Below are 25,159 nucleotides of genomic sequence, written 5' to 3' on the forward strand. Positions count from 1 at the left end.
GAATTTATATATGAATAATAAGGGTTTGATTACATTTTTGTTATTTATCCTGCTGTTGGGGATGATTGGCTTGCAGATTTTGTCAATGATTCAGTCGGATAGATTATATGAACGACTGAACCGTCTTATCGATGCAACCGCCGGCAGGCAAACCTTTACAACTACAACCACCACAGGAACGACAACACCGCCATCAGGTACCGGCTACCCCGGCGATGAAGGTGACTGGCTGATAGAATCGATAGCGGCAGAACCGGCAACGCTTAACGAATTAGTAGAATCTTCAACATGGTCAACGAGATGGATTGTCAGCGAAAATATTTTTGAACCAATGCTTTCATATGAGCCAAATGAATTCAAACTGCGCGGAATTCTGGCCGAGAAATTTTCGATTTCTGAAAATGGTCTGGAAATTTATTTCAAACTTAGAGACAACGCTCATTTTTCCGATGGCACACCTGTTACAACAGACGATATAATTTTTACTTTTGAAACCATAACAGACCCAAATGTTGATGCTGCCGGTTATGCCAATTACTTTCAGGATGTTGATAGATATGAAAAACTTAATGACAGAGAAATTAAGTTTTATATGAAAAAAGTTTATTTCCTGTCGCTCGAATATCTCGGCGGAATGCCGATACATCCCAAACATATATATAAATATAAAAATGCAAATGAATTTAATAACCGCACAAGCAATCCGGTCGGCAGCGGGCCTTATGTATTCGAGAAATGGGATACAGGCCAGCAGGTAGTTTTGAATCGTAACGAGAATTATTGGGATAAAAGTAAAAAACCAAATATAAGAAAAAAAGTTTATAAATTTATCACTAATGATACCGCAGCATTGCAGGCATTACAGGCCGGTGAGGTTGATTACCTGCGGCCGCTGCCGGAACAGTTTGGCATAAAAAGCCAGGAAGAAGAATTCAAAAACAAATTTTATTGCCTGTCCTATTGGGATGCGGGCAATACGGGATATTTCTGGATAGGCTGGAATCAGTCCAGGCCCTTTTTTGCCGAACGAAATGTCCGATTGGCAATGACATATCTTGTCGACCGAGAAGCTATACGTGAACACGTTCTGCGAAATCCCGAAGCGCAAATTCCAACAGGTCCCTTCTATATATACGGGCCACAGAGCGATCCTAATATTAAACCGTGGCCTTACGACCCAGTGAAAGCCGCTCAATTACTCGACGAAGCCGGCTGGATAGACCATGACGGCGATGGTATACGTGATAAAAATGGTGTTCCATTCAAATTCAATTATATGATTGTCAGCGGCACATCTTTGCACGAACAGATAGCGAAACTACTGAAGGACACCGCAGCGAGAGTCGGCATTGAAGTAACGCTCGACCCGTTTGAATGGTCTGTGTTTATCAAACGAGTACAGGACCGCGATTTTGACGCTGTAAGTATGTCATGGGGCGGCGGAGTTAAAAGCGACCCTTATCAAATATGGCATTCTTCGCAGATGAAACAGGGATCAAACTATGTACATTTTAACAATTCTGAAGCGGATGCTCTCATTGAAGAAGCAAGACAGACTTTGGATGAAGAGAAACGCAATGCACTGTATCATCGTTTCCACCGGATTCTTCACGAAGAACAGCCTTATACATTTATCTACACAAGACCGGAACAACGTTTTCTCGACAAAAGATTTGAAAACGTAAAAATTTATAAACTCGGCATCGACCCAATGGAATGGTATGTGCCGAAGGAAAAACAAAGATACAAATAAGTTGATAGTTGTTAGTTGATAGTGAATAGTTGCACGAATGACGACATATATAATACGACGAATACTTTTGATGATACCGACGATACTCGGCATAACCATAATGGTTTTTGCCATCAGCAGAGCTGCGCCGGGCGACCCGGTCAGTCTTTCTATGGGGCCGGGCGGACAAATGGACGCGGCTCGCGCAGCAGATGTTCGTAAAGCCCGAATGGCACTTTACGGCCTTGACAAGCCGATTCATATCCAATACTACACCTGGCTCAAACGTGTCGTCAAACTCGATTTCGGCGATTCAATTAAGCACCATCAGCCGGTAATTAAACTCATCGCCAAACGACTGCCGATTACAATTACGCTGAATGTAATTTCAATTCTGATTATCTACATAATTTCGATTCCGCTGGGCATTTTGACGGCCGTGCGGCAAGGCAAATTCACAGACAAGGTAAGCTCCATAATTTTATTTATGCTCTGGTCGCTGCCGAGTATGTGGGTCGGACAAATGCTAATCGGATATTTCTGCGGGCCGACGTTCAAGAACTGGTTTCCGCCTGCGGGCTTGAGCAGTAACTTCGCCGAGTCGCTTCCGTTCTTTCCATGGCTTGCCGACAGGCTTTGGCATTTGGCGCTGCCGGTGCTTTGCTTGAGCTACGGCGGATTCGCGTATCTGACAAAACAGGTGCGGGCTGGAATGCTCGACAATCTGCGCAGCGATTATATCCGAACCGCACGCGCCAAAGGACTTGGCAACTGGACGGTTATCTTCCGCCATGCTTTCCGCAACAGTATTATTCCTGTCATTACAATTATGGCGACACTGCTGCCTGCGATGATTGGCGGCTCGGTTATTATCGAAAGTATTTTCAGTATTCCCGGTATGGGAAGACTCGCGTTCGAGGCTATTACCACTCGCGATTATAACGTCGTGATGGCTGTAGCGACAATCGCGGGCTTCCTCGACCTTGTCGGCCTGCTGCTTGCCGATATCGCGTACGCTATCGCAGACCCACGAATCAGTTTTGAGCGGATGGATTAAATTAACCACGAATGAACACGAATATACACAACTTAAAAAATGAATGGGGTACTTCTTACGGACAGCTTGTCTGGCAGCAGTTTACTAAATACCGCGCAAATATGATTTGTATGTGGTTTCTGGTTATGCTGTTTACAATCGCGGTTCTCGCTCCGTTTATCGCCAACGATAAGCCTTTGGTAATTCACATCGACGGGAAAGTGCAGTTCCCGCTTTTCGCAACGCTGACAGCAAACGATTATTCGGTATTTCTTACAGCCATTATCGCTATCACATTGGTTCTGCTGATTAAACGCAACAGCAGAAAGGTTGACCCTTTTATGCGGGCGTCTGTTTTGTCGCAGCAGGTTTTTGTCTGCGTATCAATATTGATTTTCGGCATCGCCTCGCTGCAATATTTTCTTCCGCGTAAACTCGATGCGACGGATTACAAACAAATGCTCGAAAGCGGAAAGGCATCAAACGCTGTTTTCCCCATCGTTCCTTATGGCTATGCACGAACGGATATCAAATTAAGCCAGCTGCCGCCGACCAAAGAACACTGGCTCGGCACTGATGATGTCGGCTCGGACGTTTTGTGCAGACTGATTCACGGCACAAGAGTTTCACTTTCGGTTGGCTTTGTCGCGGTCGGCATATCGAGTGTTATCGGCATTGCTTTCGGCGCTTTAATGGGCTACTTCGGCGGCAAAGTCGATTTCCTCGGAATGAGACTGCTGGAGATTATGATGTCTGTGCCGACGTTCTTTTTGATTATTACGATTGTCGCGTTTTTTCCGCGAAGCCTTTTCAATATTATGGTAATCATAGGCCTGACAAGCTGGACCAGCGACGCAAGATTCGTCCGCGCCGAATTCTTCAAGCTGCGCAATCAGGATTTTGTGCAGGCGGCGATTTCACTCGGTTTGCCTTTGCGGAGCATTCTGTTCAGGCACATGCTGCCAAACGGTATCGCGCCGGTTCTTGTAAATCTGACTTTCGGTATCGCAGGCGCGATATTCATCGAAGCAGCGTTGAGCTTTTTGGGATTCGGTGTTGCCCCGCCTACACCGAGCTGGGGACAAATGTTGAGTACAGGCTTGAGCACTTCCGGCCAGTTCCTTTGGTGGCTGTCATTGTTTCCCGGCCTGGCTATATTTTTTACTATTACCGCTTACAACCTGCTCGGCGAAGGACTGCGCGACGCAATCGACCCGAAATTGAGAAAGGCAGTATGACAGGCAGCGAAACACTATTATCCGTACAGAATCTTTCAACGTGGTTCGAGACTGAACTTGGCACGGCAAAGTCTGTGCAGAATGTTTCATTCGATATTGCAAAGGGCAAAACTCTCGCGCTTGTCGGCGAAAGCGGATGCGGCAAAAGTGTTACATCCCTTTCAATTATGAGACTGATTCCGACGCCGCCGGGCAGAATCGTATCGGGCAAAATACTTTTTGACGGCCAGAACATTCTCGATTTTTCCGAAAAGCAAATGCGAAAAATCCGCGGCAACAAAATCGGTATGATTTTCCAGGAGCCGATGACAAGCCTTAATCCGGTTTATACTATCGGTCAGCAGATTATCGAAACGATTACGCTGCACCAGAACAAAAGCGAACAGCAGGCATGGGCAATGGCCGAAGAAATGCTCACGAAGGTTCATATTCCCGAACCTGCCCGCAGAATGTATGAATATCCGCATTTGCTATCGGGCGGTATGCGGCAGCGTGTGATGATTGCGATGGCGATTTCGTGCAAGCCTGCGCTTTTGATTGCAGATGAACCAACAACTGCGCTGGACGTTACAATCCAGGCACAGATACTGGATTTACTCGACGAACTTCAGCACAGCGAAAATATGAGTATTCTGCTGATTACGCACGACCTTGGCGTTGTGGCGCAAAGAAGTGATGACGTCGCGGTGATGTACGCTTCGCGAATCGTCGAGAAAAGCTCTTGCAAGGAACTTTTCAATAATCCGCTGCATCCGTATACGCAGGGACTTCTGAACTCGCTTCCGCAACTCGGCACAAAAAAGAAAAGACTGAATACAATAGCCGGCAATGTACCTGAACCAATGAGTTTCCCCACCGGCTGCAAATTTCATCCCCGCTGCCCTATCGGATGCAACGATAAAAAATGCCAGACCGTCGAGCCGGAGTTAAAAGAAGTTTCTAATGGTCATTTTGCTGCATGTTGGCACGCACCGGGATACGAAAAATAATATGAGCGATAATATTTTAAAAGTTGAAAATTTAAAGACGTGGTTCGCCATCAAAAAAGGCTTGCTGCGCAGAACGGCCGGTTATGTACGGGCGGTTGACGATGTCAGCTTTGAAGTTCCCACCGGCAAAACATTCGGCCTTGTCGGCGAAAGCGGCTCCGGCAAAACTACCACCGCAAGAACTATCGCGAGACTGATTCCCGCAACAAGCGGCAATGTGATTTTCGAAGGCAAAAGCATTCTGAATCTTCACCAGTCACAACTGCGGAGTATTCGCAAGGATATTTCTTATGTTTTTCAGGACCCGTACAGTTCACTGAATCCGAGAATGACTGTCGGCTCGATTTTGGGCGAGCCTTTGCGTGTTCATAAAATCGCAAAAGGTTCGGAACTAATCGACAGGATTTCAACGCTGCTGAAAAAAGTAGGTTTGCAGTCGAGTCATATCAACCGCTATCCGCATGAATTTTCCGGCGGTCAACGGCAGCGAATCGGCATCGCGCGTGCGCTTGCGCTTGAGCCGAAACTTGTAATTTGCGACGAGCCGGTAAGTGCACTTGACGTTTCAATTCAATCGCAAATTCTAAATCTGCTAAAGGATTTGCAGGAGCAATTCAACTTAACATATCTTTTTATCGCGCACGATTTGTCGGTTGTGCAATTTATCAGCGATATGGTTGCGGTAATGTATCTCGGCAAAATTGTCGAAATCGCACCATCGACGGCGTTGTACGAAAAGCCGTTGCATCCATATACAAAATTGTTGCTTAACGCGATTCCGATGCCTGTTCCGGAGCGAAAGAAACACACCGGCCAGATGATTGCCGGCGGCGAAAACTGCCCGAATGGCTGTCCATTTGCACCCAGATGCCCCCTTGCCGACGCCGGCTGCCGACAATCGGCGCCACCGCTCAAAGAGGTCGAAACCGGTCATAGTGCAGCTTGTTTCAAAGTTTGACATTGAATATTGACAGTTTTGACGCATTATGATACCATACATCCGTAAGTGCTGAATAATTAGACGTTTAAAGCATACTATTTTAGCGGATGATTTGCGCAGGGTACAGATATGGAAAATAATATTCGCTGGCAGCAGAGATTTGATAATTTTGAAAAGGCTTTTGCTTTGTTAAAGGGAGCTTTTGAGAAAGATGCTGCGGCGATGTCTGATCTCGAAAAAGAAGGTGTTATTCAGCGGTTTGAATATACTTTTGAGTTGGCGTGGAAAACTCTCAAGGATTATCTCATTTTCAATGGTGTGTCTTTTGACCAGATCACACCAAAAAGCGTAATAAAACAGGCGTTTGCCGCGAAAATTATCGCAGACGGCCAGTTATGGATTGATATGCTCGAACAGCGAAATTTGATGTCCCACACATACAGCAATGAATCCTTTGAGAGTATTTTTGACAATATCGCAAAGCCTTATCTTAATGAATTGGAACAGTTATATAAATGGCTGAAGAAGCAAAAATAAAAAAATTCGGACTTGCACCAAAGGCCGCAGACCTTATTAGCGATGTGTTCCACCGTCATCCGGAAATATCCAAAGTTATGGTGTTCGGCTCAAGAGCAATGGAACGGTTTCAGGACTATTCGGACGTCGATCTGGCAATATGGGGAGAGGTAAATTTAAACGTCATCGGACGCATTATGCGTGAACTTGACGAACTGCCTTTGCCGTATAGTTTTGACGTAAAGGCTTATGAAATGATTAATTACGCTCCTCTAAAGCATCATATCGATAAATTTGGGAAAATACTATATTCCGCGTAGGATGCAAAACTTGCTCGACTTTTCCGCCGATATTGGTATAATTAGAACAGCTTCGGTCGAAAGACCGAATCATCCATTTTGATTTTTAATTTTTGAATTTTTAGTTCAGTTATATGACCGACTATAATATCACAAAAATAACGACTGACAACGCTATAACGACACTTTCTTTCAACGTCGCAAGTTTGGCGGCAGGCATCGATATGGATGCCGTGGCCAGGCAAATTTCGGACTTTATCGCCAAACAGAAACCCCAAAATCTGATTGTCGATTTCGCCGGCGTAAAATTCTTCTCATCGCAAACACTCGGTGTTCTTATCGACGCAAGAAAAAAAATGGCCGCAATGAAAGCGAATATGGTTATCAGCGGAATTAACCCGCAGCTATATCGCGTTTTTAAAATTACCAACCTTGATAAATTGTTCGTCTTTTATCCGGATGCGCAAAGCGCGATCAGCGAACTGGGAAAAAGTCAAAAAAACTAAACGTTCCATGTCGAAATTTTGAAAGGAGAACGTATGGAAATGCTAAAACAATTCTCAATTTTTATGGTAAACAAGCCCGGCATTCTGTCTCGAATCCTCGATGAATTCACCAAATCAAAAATCAATATTAGCGCTCTTACAGTTATGGATTCTGTGGAGCACGGCGTTCTGCGGGTTGTTCCGGAAGACGCCGACAAATTGCGCAACGCGCTGAATAAGACTAACATTCAGTTCAATGAAACCGAAGTGCTTTGCGTAACACTGCCGAATAAATCCGGCGCATTTGCGTCTATAACCGACAAGCTCGCCAAAGCACATATCAATATCGCGTACGCTTATGTAACTTCAGGTGCTAAAGGCGGAAAGACAACTGCGGTGATGAAAGTCGCCGATGTCAAAAAGGCAATGAAAGTCCTGCAAAACACCGGCACTCCTTCGGACAGCAGAAGATATGCCGAACGCAGAACCAAGGCCGCTCGCAAAGGCTGACGCCAATAGTTTTGAGTCTTGAGTTTTTAGTTTCGAGTTACAGACTAAAAAAAATATCAAAATATTTCTTGACATTTTTCTATGGAAAATATATTTATGATTTCTCGTTTAGAAATTTAATGGAAATTTTAATGTTCGAGTCTACGACAAATTGGTTTAAACATCTTTCAACCGCTACAACGGGCAGGAAGATGGTCTGCGTTTATGCCATTATGCCGGTGATTAAGGAGAATAATCCCTAAAAGACTTTGAACATATATTATGATTTTAAAAAGCCTTGCAGGGAACAAACCTTGCAAGGCTTTTTTATTTGTCCAAATAAGGAAATTTAAAATGAAAAAGCATCAAAACTGGTATGAAGACAAAAATCTGTGGAAAAATCTCGAAACAACGCTGTTCAATCCGAGACGTATCGCGGCGGCTAAAGATGAAATGAAGCAGGTTATTAAACTTTCGAGAATGCGCAAAGGCGCACGAGTCCTTGATTTGTGCTGCGGAGTCGGCAGACATTCGCTGGAGTTGTCACGCAGAGGCTTTAAAGTTGTCGGCGTTGACCTGACAGAACAATACGTCAATACGGCACACAAAGCAGCCCGCGCGGAAGGTCTGAACGTACAGTTTATTCGTGATGATATGAGACGATTCTGCCAGCTCGATTATTTCGATGCGGTAATCAATATGTACACGGCGTTCGGTTATTTCGAGAGCCCTGCCGACGACAGGCGAGTTATAAGTAATATTTATTATTCGCTGCGCAAAGGCGGGACGCTGATTATGGAAACAATGTCGAAAGAGATTCTGGCACGCATATATCAGCCGCGACTGTGGTCTGAAGAAAACGGCGTTATCTGTTTGCAGGAACATAAAGTTTCGCAAAACTGGTCGTGGGTCGAGAATAAATGGCTGCTGCTTAAAGGCAGGAAACGATATGAAATCCGGTTCGGTCATCGGCTTTATTCGGCGGCGGAATTGACCACCCTGCTCAAAGACTGCGGCTTTAGTTCGGTAAAAATATTCGGCGATTGGGATTGTAACGATTATGACCATAACGCAAAAAGATTAATTGCGGTAGCAAAAAAATAAGAAAGGAATATACAATGAAACAGTGGTATGAAACTTTGTATGAGAATAACGCGAAAAAATATGACTCTGAACGTTTTGTACAGGGAACAGTTGGCGAAGTTGATTTTATTGAAAGGGAGTTGAGTTTTGATAAGACAAAAACAATTTTGGACGTCGGCTGCGGCACCGGCAGGCATTCCATTGAATTAGCCAAAAGGGGCTATAAAGTTACAGGTATCGATTTGTCAAAAGCACAGATTGAAAGAGCAAGGCAGAAAGCCAAAGAGGCAAACGTGCAAATTGACTTCATACAAAAGGATGCGCGTAAATTACAGTTCAAAGAATGCTTTGACGCGGCAATTTTGATTTGCGAAGGCAGTTTCGCATTAATGGAAACAGATGAAATGAATTTTAAGATTCTTCAAAATGTCTCAAAGGCTTTAAAGGAAGATGGCAAATTCATTTTAACGACATTAAACGCCTTATTTCCGCTTACGCACGATAAAACCATCGAAGACCCCAATTTTAAACAGATAGATTTTAATATAACGACTTTGAGAGAAACAGTTATTCTGAAATTTAAAGATGATTCTGAAAAAGAAAACCAGATTACATGCAACATACGGTATTACTGCCCTTCTGAAATTACATGGTATTTGAAGTCATTGAAATTCAAAGACATAGGAATGTTCGGCTGTAAACTCGGAGCATTCAACAGAAAAGACAAACTGTCAAAAGATGATTATGAAATACTGGTTGTAGCTCAAAAGTAACTTAAGGATTACAAAATGAGTATTATCACATTTTTAATGATAAAAAGCGTAAGGGATAAAGAGCAAAGCGACGACGAGCCTGACAAACGGCAAAAACTAAGAAGCGGTCTGCTAAGAAAAATTGCAGGGAAAACCGCAAAATCGCTGCTTAGGTTAAATAATAAGAAAACAACTAAACAATAAGAATACAGGAATACACAAAAATGGCTAAAATACCTGAATGGCAATACGATGAATTTAAACACTGCGGCGTTGACTTTTCCAATCCGGATGAGGTCGAAAGCTACCAGAAGACTCATCAGCGAATGAGAGACTTTAAACACGAAACGCAGGAAATGATAAAGTTTATTGGGATAAGCGATAAAGATACCGTTATTGATTTCGGATGCGGGACGGGAGCGTTTGTTCTTAATGCCGCCGATATGTGCGGAAAGATTTATGCGGTTGATGTTTCGAAAGCAATGCTCGGCTTTTGCAAAAATAAATGCAAAGAGGCTAAAATATCGAATGTAAAATTCAAACACGCAGGCTTTCTGACTTACGAACATAAGGCAAAGTCCGCTGATGTGATTATTACTAAATTAGCATTGCATCATCTGCCGGACTTCTGGAAACTGGTCGCGTTAAGGCGAATGGCAACGATGCTAAAAAAAGGCGGCAAACTTTATCTTTGCGACATCGTGTATTCATTCAAAATAAAAGATTATAAGAAATCTATTGAAAAATGGAGAAACGTAACGGCTAAGAAAAACGCCATGGATTTTAAACGTAGAATCGAAATACATATCGGGCAGGAATTCAGTACGACCGATTGGATAATGGAAGGCCTGCTCAAACAGGCAGGTTTTAAAATCTTAAAAACTGAGTATAAAGACGGTTTCTTCGCAACATATTTATGCAGCAAACGTAACTAAATTATTCGACAGTAACGCTTTTTGCAAGATTTCTTGGTTTATCGACATCATGGCCGCGAAGCACTGCAGCGTGATACGCAAGAATCTGCAATGGTACAACCGTAACCATCGGCTGAAGTTCTTCGGCAACTTCAGGAACCTGAATCAGAAAATCTGCGTACTGCTTAATGTGGTCGTCGCCCTGATTTGCGACAACAATCGTTCTGCCGCCGCGGGCACGAACTTCTTCGATGTTGCCGATGACTTTTTCATACTGCGAACATTTGGTCGCGATAAATACCGCAGGCATACCTTTGTTGATAAGTGCAATCGGCCCGTGCTTCATTTCCGCTGCCGGCAGGCCTTCGGCGTGAATATAACTAATCTCTTTTAGTTTAAGCGCACCTTCCAAAGCGACCGGATAATTAAATCCGCGGCCCAAAAAGAGCCAATTCTCCCTGTCGCACGTCGCTTCGGCAATTTTTTTAATATGTTCTGACAATGAAAGAACCTGTTCGATTTTAGATGGAATTTTTGAAAGCTCGTCAATGTAAAATCTCGACTGTTCGCTGCTCAAATGTCTGCGTCTGCCAAGTTCAATCGCCAACATCGCAAGAACGGCAACCTGCGCGGTGAAAGCCTTCGTACTGGCGACGCCGATTTCCGGGCCTACTCTCAAATACACGCCGGTATCAGTTGTCCGCGCTATCGTTGAACCTACCACATTAACAATGCCTAACGTTACAGCGCCACGCTCCTTTGCCTGTTCCACCGCGGCAAGAGTATCGGCTGTTTCGCCGGACTGGCTGATAGCGATTACAATCGTACCATCTTCGATAATTGGATTGCGATATCTGAACTCACTTGCATATTGAGTTTCGGTATTGATTCTGGCCAACTGCTCAATTAAAAACTCGCCAATCAGACCCGCGTGCCAGGCGGTTCCGCAGGCGTTAATAACAATTCTCTTTGCTCTGGTAATTTCACGCCAGTATTTGCTGATACCGCCCAGGACTATTCGGCCATCCCGCAAATCCAATCTGCCGCCAAGGCAAGTGGCCAATGATTTTGGCTGCTCACAAATTTCCTTGAGCATATAGTGCTTGAAGCCGTCCAGTTCAATCGCGTCGAGTGAAAACTCAAGCTGCTTCATTTCTTTGTGTATCTCAACGTTGTCAATTGTTTTGGTATGAAAACCTTTGTGCGTTATCGTAACCATTTCATTGTCGGCAAGATATATAACCTGCGTTGTATGCTGGACTATTGCCGAAGCATCTGAAGCGATAATATATTCGTTCTTGCCCAAACCCAAAATCAGCGGACTGCCCTTTTTAGCTCCGATAAGCATATCAGGAAAATCAGTGCAAACTATTGCCAGACCATAAGTTCCGACCAATTCATTCAACGCGTGCTGAACAGCCCATTCAAAGCGATTCTGCCCTTCTTGCGGGCACTCCTGACTGTCAGTGTTAGCATACAGATAACCGATTAAATTTGCTATAACTTCAGTGTCTGTCTCGCTTTGAAATTTGCAGCCCTTGCTGATTAAAAATGTTTTTAGCGCGCTGTAATTTTCAATAATTCCATTATGAGCCAGCGCGATTTTGCCTGTGTAGTCCAAATGAGGATGGGCATTTATGGTGTTTGGCTCGCCGTGGGTCGCCCAACGTGTATGGCCGATGCCCAAAACTTCGGCGGTGTTCGGCTCGCGCAGCAGAGATTCAAGAACGCTGATTCGGCCGCTCGACTTGATTACTCTAATAGCATTACCGTTGATAAGGCCGACACCTGATGAGTCGTAACCCCTGTATTCTAAACGCTTTAGACCCTCAATCAAAATCGGTTGAGCAGGTTTGCTGCCCAAATATGCTACAATGCCGCACATAATGTTTATCCTAAAAAAACAATCAAAAATTCGTAAATCATTATATCGGCTAATATCAATTTGTAAATAATCAAAGTCCCTATTGCAAATTGGACTTAAATATAGTAGTATCCAATGTCTACCGGGGTGTAGCTCAGCTTGGCTAGAGCGTCTGGTTTGGGACCAGAAGGCCGTAGGTTCGAATCCTATCACCCCGATTTTGAGCAAAGCTCAAAGTCAGAGCAGTAGAAGAGAGATAGTAGAAAATAGAACAATTCACCTACTCCGCAGACAATTATGATGGTTGGGTTACTTAATATCTCTACTGCGGTCAACCGTTGTCGCCGGCTTTGTAAATATCAAGTCCTTTGATATACGGATAGGCAAATTCGCGCAAAAAGACGCACAAAAGTCAAAAATGTGCAAAAAACAGGATAAAAATATTATATCCTATTGACAAATAATGGAATGTGGATAATATCATATTCTATATATTTAATTCGTTCATTGGAGAAAGTGATGGGTATGGAAATGAAGAAGATTTTCCTATTATCAACAGCGGTTGTAATATTACAGTTTTGTTTAAGCTCTTATGCGGAAACGTACAGCGGCGGAAGCGGAACAAGCACATCACCCTACTTAATCGCAACAGCAGCAGACATCAACACACTCGGCTCAACTTCGGCAGACTGGAACAAATGCTTCAAAATGATCGCCGATATCAATATGGCAAGTTTTACCGGTACGCAATATAAAATTATTGGCAACGGCTCAACAGCATTCACCGGCGTATTCGACGGCAACGGTCATAAAATTTATAAACTGAATTTCATTATTTCAACCACTTCTTATGCTGGTTTCTTTGGAAATGCCCACAATGCAACAATTAAAAATTTGGGTATAGAAGACGTTAACTTATCAATGTTATCAGTAAACTATTCTGGCGGTTTAATAGGGCGGGTGTCATCGTGTACCATTTCAGATTGTTATATTACAGGTAAAATTACAGCCGATTTCATCGGCGGTTTGGTAGGATATCAAAGCAACCGTACCATCATAAAAAATTGCCATAGCACACTTGACATCACTTGTTTTATGGGAGCTGGCGGATTAGTTGGTGGACAGGAAGGAAACATATATGATTCCTATAGCACAGGTACCATTAGTTGCAGTTCTGGTTCCTCTTCAAATGTAGTGGGTGGGCTTGTTGGTGCACAAAATATTAATACAGAGACAAAAAATTGTTATAGCACAGTCAACATTTCTTCGAATGTAAGAGCTGGCGGTTTAGTTGGCAGATGCGATGGAAGCCTTATAACAAACTGTTATGCGGCAGGCTCTATTAATGGTTATTGTGCAGGTGGACTAGTTGGTTATTTTAGAGGTACCATTAAAAATTGCTATTCAACTGGCGCAGTTAATGGCACATATATGTTTGGAGGATTAATTGGCTACACATATAATTCCGGAGTCACCTTCCAAAATTGTTTTTGGGATACCGAAACTTCTTTATGCAGCAATGGTGTTGGAACAGGTTCGTCGGTCGGTATTACAGGCAAAACAACGGCGGAAATGAAAATGCTGGCAACGTATGCAAACGCAGGCTGGAGTATAGGTGATATTTACGGAGACGATTCAGTCGTCTGGCTTATGATGCCTGACGGACAGGATTATCCAACATTTCAGTACTTTTATTGGTTTGAACGCTTTGCAGCAACACCTCCGCTATCCGGCAGCGGAACAGAGGATGACCCATATCAGATAAATTCCGCGGAAGATTTTAACGCATTGGGCAATTCTTGCATTGCGTGGGACAAATACATAGTTTTAACGGCTGATATTAATATGGCAGGCTATCCGGTTGTGCCTATCGGTAACGCTTACTACAAATTTATCGGCGATTTCAATGGTCAGGGCTTTATCATTCGCAACGTAACGATGGATATGCCGAACAAAAATTATGTCGGCCTGTTCGGACGTGTCTGCAACGACGCTGTTATTGCCAATTTAGGCGTTGAAGATGTAAATATTGCCGGTAAAAAACTCGTCGGCGGTTTAGCGGGATTCAACAGCGGCGGAACAATTTCAAATTGCTATGTAACAGGTTGCGTAAAGCCGAACTCGTCGGCTTTCGCAGGAGGCCTTATAGGCTTCAGCGGACGCGGTACAATTACAGACTGCAATGCAGATGTCGATATAATAGGTTCAGGCCAGAACATCGGAGGTCTTGTAGGATGCAATGCGAAAAGAAATACTGTTTTCAACTGCTTCGCAACCGGCACAATTACAGATGCAAACGCAAAAAGATTTGGTTCTTCGGCAGGCGGACTTGTCGGCAATAACTCCGGCAAAATTCAGCAGTGTTACGCTGATTGCGACATTACAGCAAATCTCAATTCATCTTCCGAACACTTCAACATCGGCGGTTTAGCAGGCGATAATACTTACGGCCTGATTTCCCACTGTTACGCAAACGGCAATGTTAATTTTGTTACATCAGCTCCGTCAACTGCATTAATCAATACCGGCGGAGTGTTGGGATCCAATGTTTATAGCGATGTCAACGATTGCTATTCGACAGGTCAGATTACTTTTAATTGCGGCACTGAAACGCAATATATTGTCGGCGGCGTTGTCGGGTGGAATCTTGGCAGAACAATCAATCGCTGCTATTCAACTTGCGCAATTGGTTCCGGTTCATCGCCCGAAGCAGACTACGGTGTCGGCGGAGTCGCAGGCCTCGATTCTAACAGCGTTATACAGGGATGCTTCTGGGATATCCAGACAAGCGGCAAAACTATAAGCGGCGGCGGCAAAGGTTTGACAACCGAGCAAATGAAAACAATGCTGCTTTATCAAAACGCCGGCTGGACAGGCAACGGCTGGGTCATGAACGACGGTATGGATTATCCGCGATTAGCCTGGGAGAACACCGGCGGCGTTGCGATTCCTGCAGAACAACTGCCACCTTTGACAGGAAGCGGAACAATAGAAGACCCATATCAGATATGGACAGCGGCTGATTTTGCGTATTTGAGCTGGTACAAATCTATTATCGATAAACATTTCATATTGATGGCCGACCTCGATTTGCAAAATGTCAGAATTCATCCGATTAGCGAGTTTGGGCCGTTTACAGGTACATTCAACGGCAACGGACATAAAATTAAAAATGTCTCTATCTATGAACCGGCCGCCTCTTATACAGGTTTGTTCGGTCGTGTAGGTACAGGTGCAGTTATAAAAAATCTCGACATCAAAAACGCCAACATTGTCGGCGGCGATTATACAGGCGGATTGATAGGCAAAAATGACGGCGGAACTATCAGCAAATGCGGCACCACGGGCACCGTCGATGGTTTCACTTGTGTCGGTGGGTTAATTGGCAAAAATACCGGAACGATTGACTGGTGCTATTCAACGGCTGATACTACCGCGTGGGAAGATATGACTTCCTGTGTCGGCGGCCTGATTGGACGGTCGAGTAATAACATTACCTATAGTTATGCAACCGGCGATGTAACATGCCGTTATTCTTCAAATTCTTATATCGGTGGTCTGGTCGGACGTGTTTATTCCGTCTCAACAATACAAAAATGCTATTCTGTTGGCTATATATCGGCCACTGGAAAAAATATAAAAAAAGGCGGCCTTCTCGGCGATTTATATCCAGTCAGTATTATCCCCCCGTATAATCCTGTTAATATTACTGTTACATCCTGTTATTGGGATATACAAACCAGCGGAATGACAACAAGTGCCGGCGGAACAGGTGCTAAGGGTAGAACCACTGCACAAATGCAAATCCCAAACTCAAGCACCTTTACAAATTGGAGCATCGGAGATTCTAAATGGTATGGTGCATATATAGCATATCCTGCTCATTATCCGTGCCTGTCATGGCAGCTTGATATACCTGCTCCCGATGTGATCGCAATGCCGCAGGCGGATGCCAATAACGCCATCATTGCCGCCGGTTTTACAGTTGGAACAATAACTAAAGCCTATAGCGATTCGATTCCGGTTGGTTGTGTTGCAAACCAAAATCCTGCCCCAGGAGAAAAAGTAATAACAGGCGTACCAATTAATATTGTAATAAGTTCAAATATTAGCGAAGATGGGACTGTGATAACACCAGTTCTGATTTCCGATGTCAATGGTTTATTAGCAATGGCCGCTGCGCCGGCAGAATACAATAAATACTTTATCCTCACGGCTGATATTAATATGGCCGGTCGGACTTTTTACGGTGCAGTTATTGCCGCCGATACTGACGCAAATAGTACTTTTCACGGCACCCCCTTTACTGGTATATTTGACGGCAAAGGTCATAAAATTAAAAATCTTAGGATATCTTTTTCAAGCAAAAGCTATATTGGTTTATTTGGCCGACTAAATGGCGGAACGGTTAAAAACCTTGGTCTTGAAGATTTGTGGATCAACGGTTCTACAAATTCTTTTTATATCGGCGGTCTTGTTGGATATAATTATGGCGGAAGCATTAATAATTGTTACTCAACTGGTCATGTCTACGCTTCTCAATCTCCTTATACAGGCGGACTTGCGGGAGTAAACCTTAGTGATATCAGCAATTCCTATTCAAAATGTTATATCACTTTGTCGCCTTATTCCGGCGGTTTGGTTGGATACAACACCAACACAGGCAATATTAGAAATTGCTATTCAACAGGCGTCGTCAGCAATTATCCCCCTACTATCGGCGGTTTGGCAGGATACAATAGTGGCAATATTTCCGACTGCTTCTGGGATGTCAACTCTTCCGGAGTAACAACAAGCAACGGCGGGACAGGAAAAACAACAACTGAAATGAAAACTCTTTCCACTTTCACAAATGCTGGCTGGGATTTCAATACCCCTGTCTGGAAAATTTGCGATGGAACAAATTACCCAAAACTTGCGTGGCAAAGACCTTTAGCCGGCGACTTCGTCTGTCCTGACGGAGTTGATATGTACGACCTGACTGTTCTGGCTGGTCAGTGGCTTTACGAAAATTCCGCTTCAGATATTAATGGAGACAGCATTGTGAATATGCGTGATTTCGCGAAATTCGCGGAAAACTGGATGAACGAATAAATTAAAATTTCCGGCTGTCATACGCCCAATGTAAAAGCGCCTGCCGCTGTCTTGGCCGGCATTTGCAATCGCCCTTCTTACAATTCAATTTTATCTGCGCGATATGTCTGCGAATCGCTTTCCATCTTTTTATCTGTCTGCGGTCTTCATCGCCGAGTCGTCGCCCCATATAATATCTGCAATACCACTGAAACCAGCCGCGCGGGTCGTCAGCATATATCCAGCCCTTTTCTCGCCAAACAGATAACGGCTGACTTGCGTCAACGCCGAAGAAATTCAATTTCGGATTGCGCTTTTCAGGACTAAATTTTGCTTTGGCAAACCAATCATCAGGAAATTCGTCGCGACAATCTGTCATATACTTGCCTGCAAAAACGCCAAGACGAAGCATTTCCTTCGGCGTCAATTGCGGATGAAAATCTGTATCGAAATTCCGCCCCATCGGCTCGGCAAGCTCGTAACGACAATTCCTCTCCATCTTATCGTTCACAATAACGGTTATCTTTTTTGCTCGTGGCATAGTGAAAGTAAACTTCACAGCCTATGGTAATTCACAACAACAATATTGTCAAGAATTGACAATTCGTTTGTTGGAAATTGGAGTATTTGGAATTTAGAAACTCAATCGAAAGTTTGAAATAAAAAAACGCACGTTTTGGAAACACCGATTTTTCATTTCTACGTTTTTTGGCAATTTTACTGCTGTTTACTATTGTTTTACTTAATTCCAGTGCATTCTACCGTCATTTTGTGATTTTTTTTGTTTGCGAAACTTGCATCTTGCGCGATTTTGCGACAAAAACGCGCACGTTCTATTGGCTACCGGCTACTGACTACTACATATAGTGTATGTGAAATTTTGCGCACGCGAAAACCTGCGCCGATTTTGCGATTTTTCGAAAATTTTGATTTTTTAGAAGGATTTTGATGTGTTTTTTGGCATTTTGCCGAATACGTGCGCATTTTAAACAGTGTTTTTGATGAAAAATTGAAAAACGACAAAAAACGATAATCTGATATATGTCAAATAGTTAGAATGATTTTCGTTGAAAACATGCGCATTCTTACTTTGAGCAAAAACGCTTATAACCCTTTATTTTTCGTTGGTGTGCAGGATACGATAGATGCGCGAAATAACACTGTTTTTAAAATTCGGGGATTACTTCGGGATATAACAAACCTGTCGGCGTGATTCTGAAAATATAAATCAGGCCTTTGCGAAGTTGCGTGTATGTAACAGAACCATAAATCGCTGTAATTCCATACTCGGCCAACTGGTCAGGATTATTAGCCAAATCCCAAATCGCCGACCAGAAAATCTGCCGGTCTTTGAGCGACAGCTCTTTAAAAATTTCATTATATCTCTTTGATGGTGAGCCGAAATCCTCAATTGGAAAGCCTGAATCAGGCGTCATTTTTTCGCCGTAGATTCTCCGCCAAAGGTACAGACTGCGTTTTCTGCCGTCCATTACCATATTGTCGGAAAACTTCACAATCAGCGCGTCAAAATGGACAATATCGCCTTCAATCGTGTATTCCCGTTCAAGAACTTTTTCCAGTTCATTGTCGCGGGCAGTTTCGACAAACCGCAGTGTAGTCTTTAAAATCTTGCCTTTTTCGTCTTTTGTCTGTCCGACAACCTTGGCGTAGCCGATTTTGCTCTCTTCGGTGAGGTTTGTGATGGATTTTTTGAGTGTTTTGTTCTCTGTCAGCAGGTCATTAAGAGCCGTTCCGCCGCGATAAATGCCGATAGCAACCAAATAGATTGCCCCAATTATTATAAGACCAAAGGCAAGAGTCGGCAGCGCGCCTAAAATTTTGAATATTTTCCGTAATACAGCCATATCCCCGCCAATCGTCCTGAAAAAAGATTTCTATTGAATTCTTACAGCTAAATAATACAGTCTATGGGCGGTTTTGTCAAATTTTAACATAGAGCCAAATACGCTTGACAAGCGTTTAAAGAAGTTGATAATGTTACACATACTATACGGATCTTAACAATTTGAAAGGATTTAAGAAATGAAGAAAATAGCGTTGTTACTTATATTTACATCTATAGCCCTTTACCAGACAGGGTGCCAGCAAAAACAGTTGTATGAAGAATACAAGAGCCCCGATGTTTTTGAGCAAATAACTCCCTCGGCACAAACCGAAATCGGCCTGGCTGAATCCGTATCGCAAAAGCGTATGGAATATCGTTCTGAACTCGAAAAAATGAAATCTTATTACGAGCAAAGCGGCAACCAGTTAAAAATTGACTGGGTAGATAGAGAATTGAAATTCATCAACGATGCCCCAAGATACACCTATATTATACAGGCTGAAGTCGCAGGCAGTGACCTTCGCGCAAAAGACCTAATACCTAAAGCCGACGTGATTTACAGAAAAGCAGTCACACGGTATGAAAACGCCTGCATCCTTCCGCTGCCCGGCACGCCAATACTCACAGGCAAGACCCTCATAAGCAGACGAAGAATGCAAATCGCGCTGAACTGGTTCAACGAAGTAATCACCGAGTATCCGACAAGCGATAAAATCGATGATTGTGCATGGTACGCGGCGAAAATTCACGACTTTTTCGGCGATTATTCAATAGCCGTTCTGTATTACAAACGCGCGTTCCAGTGGGACCCGGCAACGCCATATCCGGCAAGATACTGTGCAGCCAAACTGCTGGATTATAAGCTGATGGAAAAAGACCAAGCGGTTGAGCTTTACAGGGAATCGCTTGAAAGAGAAGAGGCTTATCATAATAACAACTCCGCAATCGAACAGCGAGTCAGACAACTGACCAATCCTGTCGGTGAGGGAAATGATATTCAGCTTCAATAAGTTTTAGTCATTATGGTTGACATTGACGCAGGCCTGTACAAAAATACAGGCCTGTTTTTTTAGGTATGTATGCAAACAATCGAAAAGAAAGTTGAAATATTTATCAGGCAAAAGAATCTGATGCCGGCGGACGGTAAGATTCTTTTGGCGGTCTCCGGCGGCGCGGATTCTGTCGCCCTGCTCTGCATACTTCATAAACTATTTCCCGGCAATCTGCATATCGCTCACATCAACCACCAACTTCGCGGAACAGACAGTTTAAACGATGAATATTATGTTCGGCAGCTTGCTGAAAAATATAAACTGCCTGTTACAACAAAACTTGTCGATGTAAATACATTCGCAAAAAAACAAAAACTTTCCATCGAAACCGCGGCGCGTCAGCTTAGGCTCGAAGCACTGACTAAAATCGCAGACAAACACAACTGCACCGCAATCGCAACGGCTCATCATAAAAACGACAACGTAGAAACCGTGATTCAGCGAATACTGCGGGGAACAGGTTATAAGGGGCTTGCGGGCATAAGGGCGAAAACCGTATTTAACGAAAAAACTTTTGTCAGGCCCCTGCTTTGTCTGTCGAGAGATGAAATTGAAAAATATCTTAAAACGCAAAACATCTTGTGGCAGAACGATTATACAAACACTGATACCAGATTCACACGAAACCGTATAAGGCACAAACTTCTGCCCTATTTAATGGAAGAAAGTCCCGGTATCGTCGAAACACTAAATGACCTCGCTGACAAATGTGAGCGACTGAATAGTAATATTAAAAATCTCTGCGAAGCTGCCGCGGTTGATTGTTTTATTGCGCAGAACAAAAAACAAATCACTATTGATATATTAAAATTTACAAATCTGCCAAAACCTGTGCAGGTGGAACTGATACAAAAAGCACTGACGCAGATTAAGTGCGGCCTGCAAAAATATACTTTCGAACATTATAAAAAAATAATCGATTTCATTAGTTCCGCAAAAGCAGGAAAAAATCTTGCGATTCCGGGAAAAATTAACATCACGAAAGGTTATGACAAATTTTTCATCGGAACATCAAAAATTAAGGATGATGAAGTTGGGTCTGTAACTTTAAATTTGCCGGGCAAAACAGTTTTTGAAAATTATATAATTGAGACGGAAATTCTGAAAAACACAGGTATCAAAAATATCAAAAACAGTAACAACCTTGTCGAATTTTTCAATTTTGAACAAATTACGCCGCCTTTAACCGTGCGTTGCCGCCAAAAAGGCGATAAGTTTAAACCTTTTGGCCAAAACAGCCTGAAAAAAGTCGGCAAATTTCTTACTACCGAGAAAATCGATGTCGAACAGAAAAACAAAACCTTTATCATCTGCGATAATGATTCAATTATCTGGGTTGCGCCGATTCGACGCAGTAATAAAGCGATAATAGACTCAAATGCACTTAAAACCCTCAAAATTACCATCTCATATATACATTAAACATTTTGTTAATTTTTTTGGATTTATATTGACTTTAATACCACAAATTTGGTAAGATGAGCAAGATTATATACTGCTGATTTGCTGTTTCAGTGTTGAAAAGCGGCAAATTGGTTAGGGAGGTCGAGAAAATGGATAGGACGAGAAAACTATATACAGTTGCGCTCTGCATAGCGGCAGTGCTGTTTGCGTGCGCGGGGGTAAACGCCTCGGTTTTGAATGTTTCAGATATTCAAATTTCCAATCCGGGCACATTCTATAGTTACGCATCGGGAACAGGCAGTTTAAGCCTCAATTCATCTATCACAGGTTTGCTTAAACTCACAGGCGAATCATATAATTATTCCTTCACTAATGCTTCAATAAGTATGAGTTCTACTCTTGTTCAGGATACAAGCACCGGCGGCCTGGCAAACGGTCTTTTCAGCGGCGGCCAAACAATAACAATCACAGGGACAATCAAATACACCCCTACCAATACAACTGTATATACCGGAACGATCCTTGCCGCGACAATGTGCATCGATTCAAGTTGCCAATGGATACTGACCGAAAGCACATCCGGCGCAATTAACGGCAATGTAAATTTCATTCCGTTAACAACTGTCGGCCTTGGCAGCGGAATCACTTTCGGCAGTAATGTTCTTAAAATTGGAGATTTCAGAAGCGATTTCGCGTTCAAAGGTTTGCTTACAAATCCGACTAAATTTGCCACGACACAAACATTAAGGGGCGTGGCGAGTACAATCCAGATAACAGCGATACCTGAACCGACATCCATAGCTATATTTGTATTATCTTTAGTAACATTGGGACTTAAAAAAAAGTAAGACAGTGAAAAATAGTATAAGACCGAACAGATAATTATATTTGGGAGTGAACGAAATGAAGAAGTTGATAATGTTGGGCATAGTGCTGCTATTTTCAGCACAGGTGCTTTACGCTGAAACAATCGAAGCGTTAGGCATTGATATTGCGCAGGCTATGGGCGCAAGTTCCGGCTATGATGCAGGCACAGGAACTATAACATGGTCCGGCGGCGCAGCAGGTTGGGTATTAACAGACAACGGCACATTCCATTTCTTTGACAGTGTCGTTAATATCGACATCGCAGCGGCAATCAACGGAGTTACCGATTTGAGCAGCGGCGGCATTGCAAGTGCAAGTTTCAGCGCGGCATTATGGAATATTAACCTGACCATCAGCGGCTACGCAATTCCGGTCGCAAGCATTTCCGGACATCTGTCAAGCAACTACGTTGAAACAGAAGTCGATACCGATATGCTTGAAGGACGCGCGATTGTAGTTGTTGATTCAGCGACATTTAACGATGCGTATTGGACGGCTGTTTTAGGCCAGCCAATTACGTGGAATGGCGTCGGCGACCTTGCGGGCATTATCGCAAACACAGCCCTGCCGGATGGAACAAATTATCAAAGCTACGCACAGAGCTACACATCGGATAACCTGATTGTAACACTTTATGCGGATGAAAATCAGGTTCCTGAACCGGCGACAATCGCAATTCTCGCACTTGGCGCTTTGGGAATGATTAGCAGAAGAAAATAGTAAATGCTGCAATGTGTAAAGCAGCTTTGTTTAGTATATTTTGAGAATGGGAAAACGAGAAAATGAAGAATGTAGTATTGTTGTGTGGATTATTGGGAATCTTGGCACTGCCAATGATAGCGGATGCCTGCATGGTACAGTATTCTGTTACTGTTACAGCCAGCTTTGACGGTAAGTCATTTACAGAGACCTTCAGCGGTCAGGGCAAAACTGATGCGGCCGGTTACCTGGAATGCACTCTTGTCGATAAATTGCTTACTATGGGCGATGACGGTGCAGAAATCGAAAAACTTGTGTTGAAAATGAATGCTGACCCGGAAGTCGGCGTTGAGTTCGGCGTTCGCGCAGGTTCTTCTGCGACAACATACAGCGTTTTGTCTGATGTTGTAACATTTGACACGCTGGTAAATCCGACGGCTTACGCATCAGCAGGTGTTTCGCTGACAGACAGAAACAGCAATGGCGCACAAATTACAGGATTGTTCAGCGGCGGCAAAGTTCATCAGGCAAGATATAATAGTTCGTCGGTATATGCCAATCTGGTAAACGGCTTCAGCGTTGCAAACGGCGGCTCATCAGGTGGTTACGAAGATGTCGGCACTGACGTGATCAGCGGTTCTGTTTCGAGCATCGAATCGGAATTCCGCTTCACGCTTTCAGCCAGAGATTCAGCATCGGGCACAAGCACATTTGCTGTTATTCCTGAACCGGCGACAATCGCGATTCTTGCTATCGGTGCGTTGAGTCTGATTAGAAAGAAATAAATTGTAATAGTGAGTTACGTCGGCATATATTTTATGTGCCGACTTTTTATTTTAAGATTATTTTTTTGGAATTGGAGAAGAAGAAAATGAAGAAAGCATTATTGGTCTGCGCACTTTTAGCATCTATTGTCGGAACAGCAAACGCTATGGCAATCCCAACCACCAACGCTTATGTGGCAACGGTTCTGGGTTCAAACGCCTACACAATTCAAAACGGTGGAACACAATTGTATTTCCATCCGCAGCCGGATACTCAATATACCTGGAATGAAAATAACGGTTCTGCATCAGAAACACTGGCAACGTACACTTATAACGGCGTAACATATAACCGTGATGGAATGAAAACTTTCGCATGTTCAAGTGTTGCTTACGGTAAAACATTAGGCAGCGTAAAAATCGAATTCGATTATTATACAGGCGCTGACCCAACCACCGGAATCAATATCGTTTATTATCCAACCGTCAACTTTTTTGTAACAGATGGTACAGGACATTATGCAATATGGTCCGCAACTTCCGGCGGTACTCCTTTTAGTACAGCCGCAACAGGCGAAACAGGCTGGTCTCGTTTCACCCTTGATTTGACAAGTTTATCAAACAGTACATGGGGTCAAATGAATGAATACAATGGCGGCACCACCGCCAAGCCTTATTGGGACACAATTAAAAATTGGACAATCGCAGGTTTTTATGATTATCAGCGTACACCCGAAGGCGGATTCGAAGCATGGGACAACACACTTTGGGCGGATATCACCAATGTCGGAACACTTGATACAACGCTGAATCAATATGGCATTTCTCTTAGCTGGGGCGATACAGTCGGCGGAATGTACGAAGATGGCAACGGCGAAATCGGATCAGCAGCAAACAGACCTTACGGACAGGCTGGACGTATGATTAAAGATTATACCATTTCTGTCGGCGAAACAACTTACGATGTAGTATTCGTTCCAGAACCGGCGACAATCGCTATACTTGGATTGGGTGCGTTCTGTCTGATTCGCAAAAGAAAATAAATTTCTATGCAGTGTCGCTGAAACGGCACTGAAAATTATAGATTGCCTGCACCAGAGGTTAAGCCTTTGTTGCA

General features: G+C 43.4%; 23 protein-coding genes and 1 tRNA gene. 21 read left to right on the forward strand and 3 right to left on the reverse strand.

Going from position 1 to position 25,159, the window contains the following annotated elements; all coding sequences use genetic code 11:
• The first annotated feature begins 10 nt into the window (after nt 1-10).
• From LLF92_10870 to LLF92_10930, 13 genes are all read left to right on the forward strand, one after another.
• The gene (locus LLF92_10870) at nt 11-1,753 is read left to right on the forward strand and encodes a peptide-binding protein (GenBank protein ID MCE5341607.1); all 1,743 of its coding nucleotides are present in this window, start codon (nt 11-13) and stop codon (nt 1,751-1,753) included.
• Nucleotides 1,754-1,790: 37 nt separating this feature from the next.
• Nucleotides 1,791-2,789: an ABC transporter permease gene (locus tag LLF92_10875; GenBank protein MCE5341608.1), complete on the forward strand. Its 999-nt coding sequence runs from the start codon at nt 1,791-1,793 to the stop codon at nt 2,787-2,789.
• An 11-nt stretch (nt 2,790-2,800) separates the two neighbouring features.
• Complete coding sequence (locus LLF92_10880; GenBank protein MCE5341609.1) at nt 2,801-4,006, forward strand: ABC transporter permease; 1,206 nt, start codon at nt 2,801-2,803, stop codon at nt 4,004-4,006.
• A complete protein-coding gene (locus LLF92_10885; protein ID MCE5341610.1) occupies nt 4,003-4,995 on the forward strand; it encodes an ABC transporter ATP-binding protein in 993 nt (330 codons plus the stop codon). The genes LLF92_10880 and LLF92_10885 overlap by 4 nt, the downstream gene beginning before the upstream one ends.
• A gap of 1 nt (nt 4,996) precedes the next feature.
• Nucleotides 4,997-5,953, forward strand: a complete 957-nt coding sequence (locus LLF92_10890; GenBank protein ID MCE5341611.1) for an ATP-binding cassette domain-containing protein — start codon at nt 4,997-4,999, stop codon at nt 5,951-5,953.
• 111 nt (nt 5,954-6,064) lie between these two features.
• A complete protein-coding gene (locus LLF92_10895) occupies nt 6,065-6,472 on the forward strand; it encodes a nucleotidyltransferase substrate binding protein (protein MCE5341612.1) in 408 nt (135 codons plus the stop codon).
• Nucleotides 6,451-6,771: a nucleotidyltransferase domain-containing protein gene (locus LLF92_10900; protein ID MCE5341613.1), complete on the forward strand. Its 321-nt coding sequence runs from the start codon at nt 6,451-6,453 to the stop codon at nt 6,769-6,771. Before LLF92_10895 ends, LLF92_10900 begins: the two co-directional genes overlap by 22 nt.
• Nucleotides 6,772-6,884: 113 nt before the next feature.
• Nucleotides 6,885-7,256, forward strand: a complete 372-nt coding sequence (locus tag LLF92_10905) for an STAS domain-containing protein (protein MCE5341614.1) — start codon at nt 6,885-6,887, stop codon at nt 7,254-7,256.
• Between the two features lie 33 nt (nt 7,257-7,289).
• Nucleotides 7,290-7,745, forward strand: a complete 456-nt coding sequence (locus LLF92_10910) for an ACT domain-containing protein (protein MCE5341615.1) — start codon at nt 7,290-7,292, stop codon at nt 7,743-7,745.
• 333 nt (nt 7,746-8,078) lie between these two features.
• The gene (locus LLF92_10915) at nt 8,079-8,828 is read left to right on the forward strand and encodes a class I SAM-dependent methyltransferase (GenBank protein ID MCE5341616.1); all 750 of its coding nucleotides are present in this window, start codon (nt 8,079-8,081) and stop codon (nt 8,826-8,828) included.
• A 14-nt stretch (nt 8,829-8,842) separates the two neighbouring features.
• A complete protein-coding gene (locus LLF92_10920; protein MCE5341617.1) occupies nt 8,843-9,580 on the forward strand; it encodes a class I SAM-dependent methyltransferase in 738 nt (245 codons plus the stop codon).
• A 15-nt stretch (nt 9,581-9,595) separates the two neighbouring features.
• A complete protein-coding gene (locus LLF92_10925; protein MCE5341618.1) occupies nt 9,596-9,763 on the forward strand; it encodes a hypothetical protein in 168 nt (55 codons plus the stop codon).
• 20 nt (nt 9,764-9,783) lie between these two features.
• A complete protein-coding gene (locus LLF92_10930; GenBank protein MCE5341619.1) occupies nt 9,784-10,494 on the forward strand; it encodes a class I SAM-dependent methyltransferase in 711 nt (236 codons plus the stop codon).
• A gap of 1 nt (nt 10,495) precedes the next feature.
• Here LLF92_10930 and glmS read toward each other — a convergent pair whose 3' ends face one another.
• Nucleotides 10,496-12,358 carry a glutamine--fructose-6-phosphate transaminase (isomerizing) gene (glmS, locus tag LLF92_10935; GenBank protein ID MCE5341620.1) on the reverse strand — a complete coding sequence of 621 codons (1,863 nt, stop codon included), beginning with the start codon at nt 12,356-12,358 and terminating at the stop codon, nt 10,496-10,498.
• A gap of 122 nt (nt 12,359-12,480) precedes the next feature.
• Here glmS and LLF92_10940 point away from each other — a divergent pair.
• A tRNA-Pro gene (locus tag LLF92_10940) sits at nt 12,481-12,555 on the forward strand.
• Nucleotides 12,556-12,856: 301 nt separating this feature from the next.
• A complete protein-coding gene (locus LLF92_10945) occupies nt 12,857-17,431 on the forward strand; it encodes a PASTA domain-containing protein (GenBank protein MCE5341621.1) in 4,575 nt (1,524 codons plus the stop codon).
• A 1-nt stretch (nt 17,432) separates the two neighbouring features.
• On the opposite strand, the gene LLF92_10950 is transcribed toward LLF92_10945, so the two are convergent.
• Together LLF92_10950 and LLF92_10955 are read right to left on the reverse strand one after the other, a co-directional pair.
• Nucleotides 17,433-17,951: a hypothetical protein gene (locus LLF92_10950; GenBank protein ID MCE5341622.1), complete on the reverse strand. Its 519-nt coding sequence runs from the start codon at nt 17,949-17,951 to the stop codon at nt 17,433-17,435.
• 625 nt (nt 17,952-18,576) lie between these two features.
• The gene (locus tag LLF92_10955) at nt 18,577-19,275 is read right to left on the reverse strand and encodes a hypothetical protein (GenBank protein MCE5341623.1); all 699 of its coding nucleotides are present in this window, start codon (nt 19,273-19,275) and stop codon (nt 18,577-18,579) included.
• Between the two features lie 178 nt (nt 19,276-19,453).
• Here LLF92_10955 and LLF92_10960 point away from each other — a divergent pair, with 178 nt between their 5' ends.
• The 6 genes from LLF92_10960 to LLF92_10985 all read left to right on the forward strand — a co-directional run bounded on the left by LLF92_10960 (nt 19,454) and on the right by LLF92_10985 (nt 25,085).
• The gene (locus LLF92_10960) at nt 19,454-20,266 is read left to right on the forward strand and encodes a hypothetical protein (GenBank protein ID MCE5341624.1); all 813 of its coding nucleotides are present in this window, start codon (nt 19,454-19,456) and stop codon (nt 20,264-20,266) included.
• A gap of 69 nt (nt 20,267-20,335) precedes the next feature.
• Nucleotides 20,336-21,730 carry a tRNA lysidine(34) synthetase TilS gene (tilS, locus tag LLF92_10965; protein ID MCE5341625.1) on the forward strand — a complete coding sequence of 465 codons (1,395 nt, stop codon included), beginning with the start codon at nt 20,336-20,338 and terminating at the stop codon, nt 21,728-21,730.
• Between the two features lie 131 nt (nt 21,731-21,861).
• Nucleotides 21,862-22,560, forward strand: coding sequence for a PEP-CTERM sorting domain-containing protein (locus LLF92_10970; protein MCE5341626.1), 699 nt, complete (start codon nt 21,862-21,864; stop codon nt 22,558-22,560).
• 55 nt (nt 22,561-22,615) lie between these two features.
• A complete protein-coding gene (locus LLF92_10975) occupies nt 22,616-23,299 on the forward strand; it encodes a PEP-CTERM sorting domain-containing protein (GenBank protein MCE5341627.1) in 684 nt (227 codons plus the stop codon).
• A gap of 62 nt (nt 23,300-23,361) precedes the next feature.
• Entirely contained in the window at nt 23,362-24,063 is a 702-nt protein-coding gene (locus LLF92_10980) for a hypothetical protein (GenBank protein MCE5341628.1), read from the forward strand.
• 86 nt (nt 24,064-24,149) lie between these two features.
• A complete protein-coding gene (locus tag LLF92_10985; GenBank protein MCE5341629.1) occupies nt 24,150-25,085 on the forward strand; it encodes a PEP-CTERM sorting domain-containing protein in 936 nt (311 codons plus the stop codon).
• Nucleotides 25,086-25,159: the final 74 nt, after the last annotated feature.

Source organism: Planctomycetaceae bacterium (genome assembly GCA_021371795.1).
In the GTDB taxonomy this organism is placed as follows: domain Bacteria; phylum Planctomycetota; class Phycisphaerae; order Sedimentisphaerales; family UBA12454; genus UBA12454.

Bases quoted from the DNA above. Each gene is read 5' to 3' on its own strand.
- LLF92_10870 (MCE5341607.1), top strand. From the start codon at position 11: ATGAATAATAAGGGTTTGATTACATTTTTGTTATTTATCCTGCTGTTG.
- LLF92_10875 (MCE5341608.1), top strand. From the start codon at position 1,791: ATGACGACATATATAATACGACGAATACTTTTGATGATACCGACGATA.
- LLF92_10880 (MCE5341609.1), top strand. From the start codon at position 2,801: ATGAACACGAATATACACAACTTAAAAAATGAATGGGGTACTTCTTAC.
- LLF92_10885 (MCE5341610.1), top strand. From the start codon at position 4,003: ATGACAGGCAGCGAAACACTATTATCCGTACAGAATCTTTCAACGTGG.
- LLF92_10890 (MCE5341611.1), top strand. From the start codon at position 4,997: ATGAGCGATAATATTTTAAAAGTTGAAAATTTAAAGACGTGGTTCGCC.
- LLF92_10895 (MCE5341612.1), top strand. From the start codon at position 6,065: ATGGAAAATAATATTCGCTGGCAGCAGAGATTTGATAATTTTGAAAAG.
- LLF92_10900 (MCE5341613.1), top strand. From the start codon at position 6,451: ATGGCTGAAGAAGCAAAAATAAAAAAATTCGGACTTGCACCAAAGGCC.
- LLF92_10905 (MCE5341614.1), top strand. From the start codon at position 6,885: ATGACCGACTATAATATCACAAAAATAACGACTGACAACGCTATAACG.
- LLF92_10910 (MCE5341615.1), top strand. From the start codon at position 7,290: ATGGAAATGCTAAAACAATTCTCAATTTTTATGGTAAACAAGCCCGGC.
- LLF92_10915 (MCE5341616.1), top strand. From the start codon at position 8,079: ATGAAAAAGCATCAAAACTGGTATGAAGACAAAAATCTGTGGAAAAAT.
- LLF92_10920 (MCE5341617.1), top strand. From the start codon at position 8,843: ATGAAACAGTGGTATGAAACTTTGTATGAGAATAACGCGAAAAAATAT.
- LLF92_10925 (MCE5341618.1), top strand. From the start codon at position 9,596: ATGAGTATTATCACATTTTTAATGATAAAAAGCGTAAGGGATAAAGAG.
- LLF92_10930 (MCE5341619.1), top strand. From the start codon at position 9,784: ATGGCTAAAATACCTGAATGGCAATACGATGAATTTAAACACTGCGGC.
- glmS (MCE5341620.1), bottom strand. From the start codon at position 12,358: ATGTGCGGCATTGTAGCATATTTGGGCAGCAAACCTGCTCAACCGATT.
- LLF92_10945 (MCE5341621.1), top strand. From the start codon at position 12,857: ATGGGTATGGAAATGAAGAAGATTTTCCTATTATCAACAGCGGTTGTA.
- LLF92_10950 (MCE5341622.1), bottom strand. From the start codon at position 17,951: ATGCCACGAGCAAAAAAGATAACCGTTATTGTGAACGATAAGATGGAG.
- LLF92_10955 (MCE5341623.1), bottom strand. From the start codon at position 19,275: ATGGCTGTATTACGGAAAATATTCAAAATTTTAGGCGCGCTGCCGACT.
- LLF92_10960 (MCE5341624.1), top strand. From the start codon at position 19,454: ATGAAGAAAATAGCGTTGTTACTTATATTTACATCTATAGCCCTTTAC.
- tilS (MCE5341625.1), top strand. From the start codon at position 20,336: ATGCAAACAATCGAAAAGAAAGTTGAAATATTTATCAGGCAAAAGAAT.
- LLF92_10970 (MCE5341626.1), top strand. From the start codon at position 21,862: ATGGATAGGACGAGAAAACTATATACAGTTGCGCTCTGCATAGCGGCA.
- LLF92_10975 (MCE5341627.1), top strand. From the start codon at position 22,616: ATGAAGAAGTTGATAATGTTGGGCATAGTGCTGCTATTTTCAGCACAG.
- LLF92_10980 (MCE5341628.1), top strand. From the start codon at position 23,362: ATGAAGAATGTAGTATTGTTGTGTGGATTATTGGGAATCTTGGCACTG.
- LLF92_10985 (MCE5341629.1), top strand. From the start codon at position 24,150: ATGAAGAAAGCATTATTGGTCTGCGCACTTTTAGCATCTATTGTCGGA.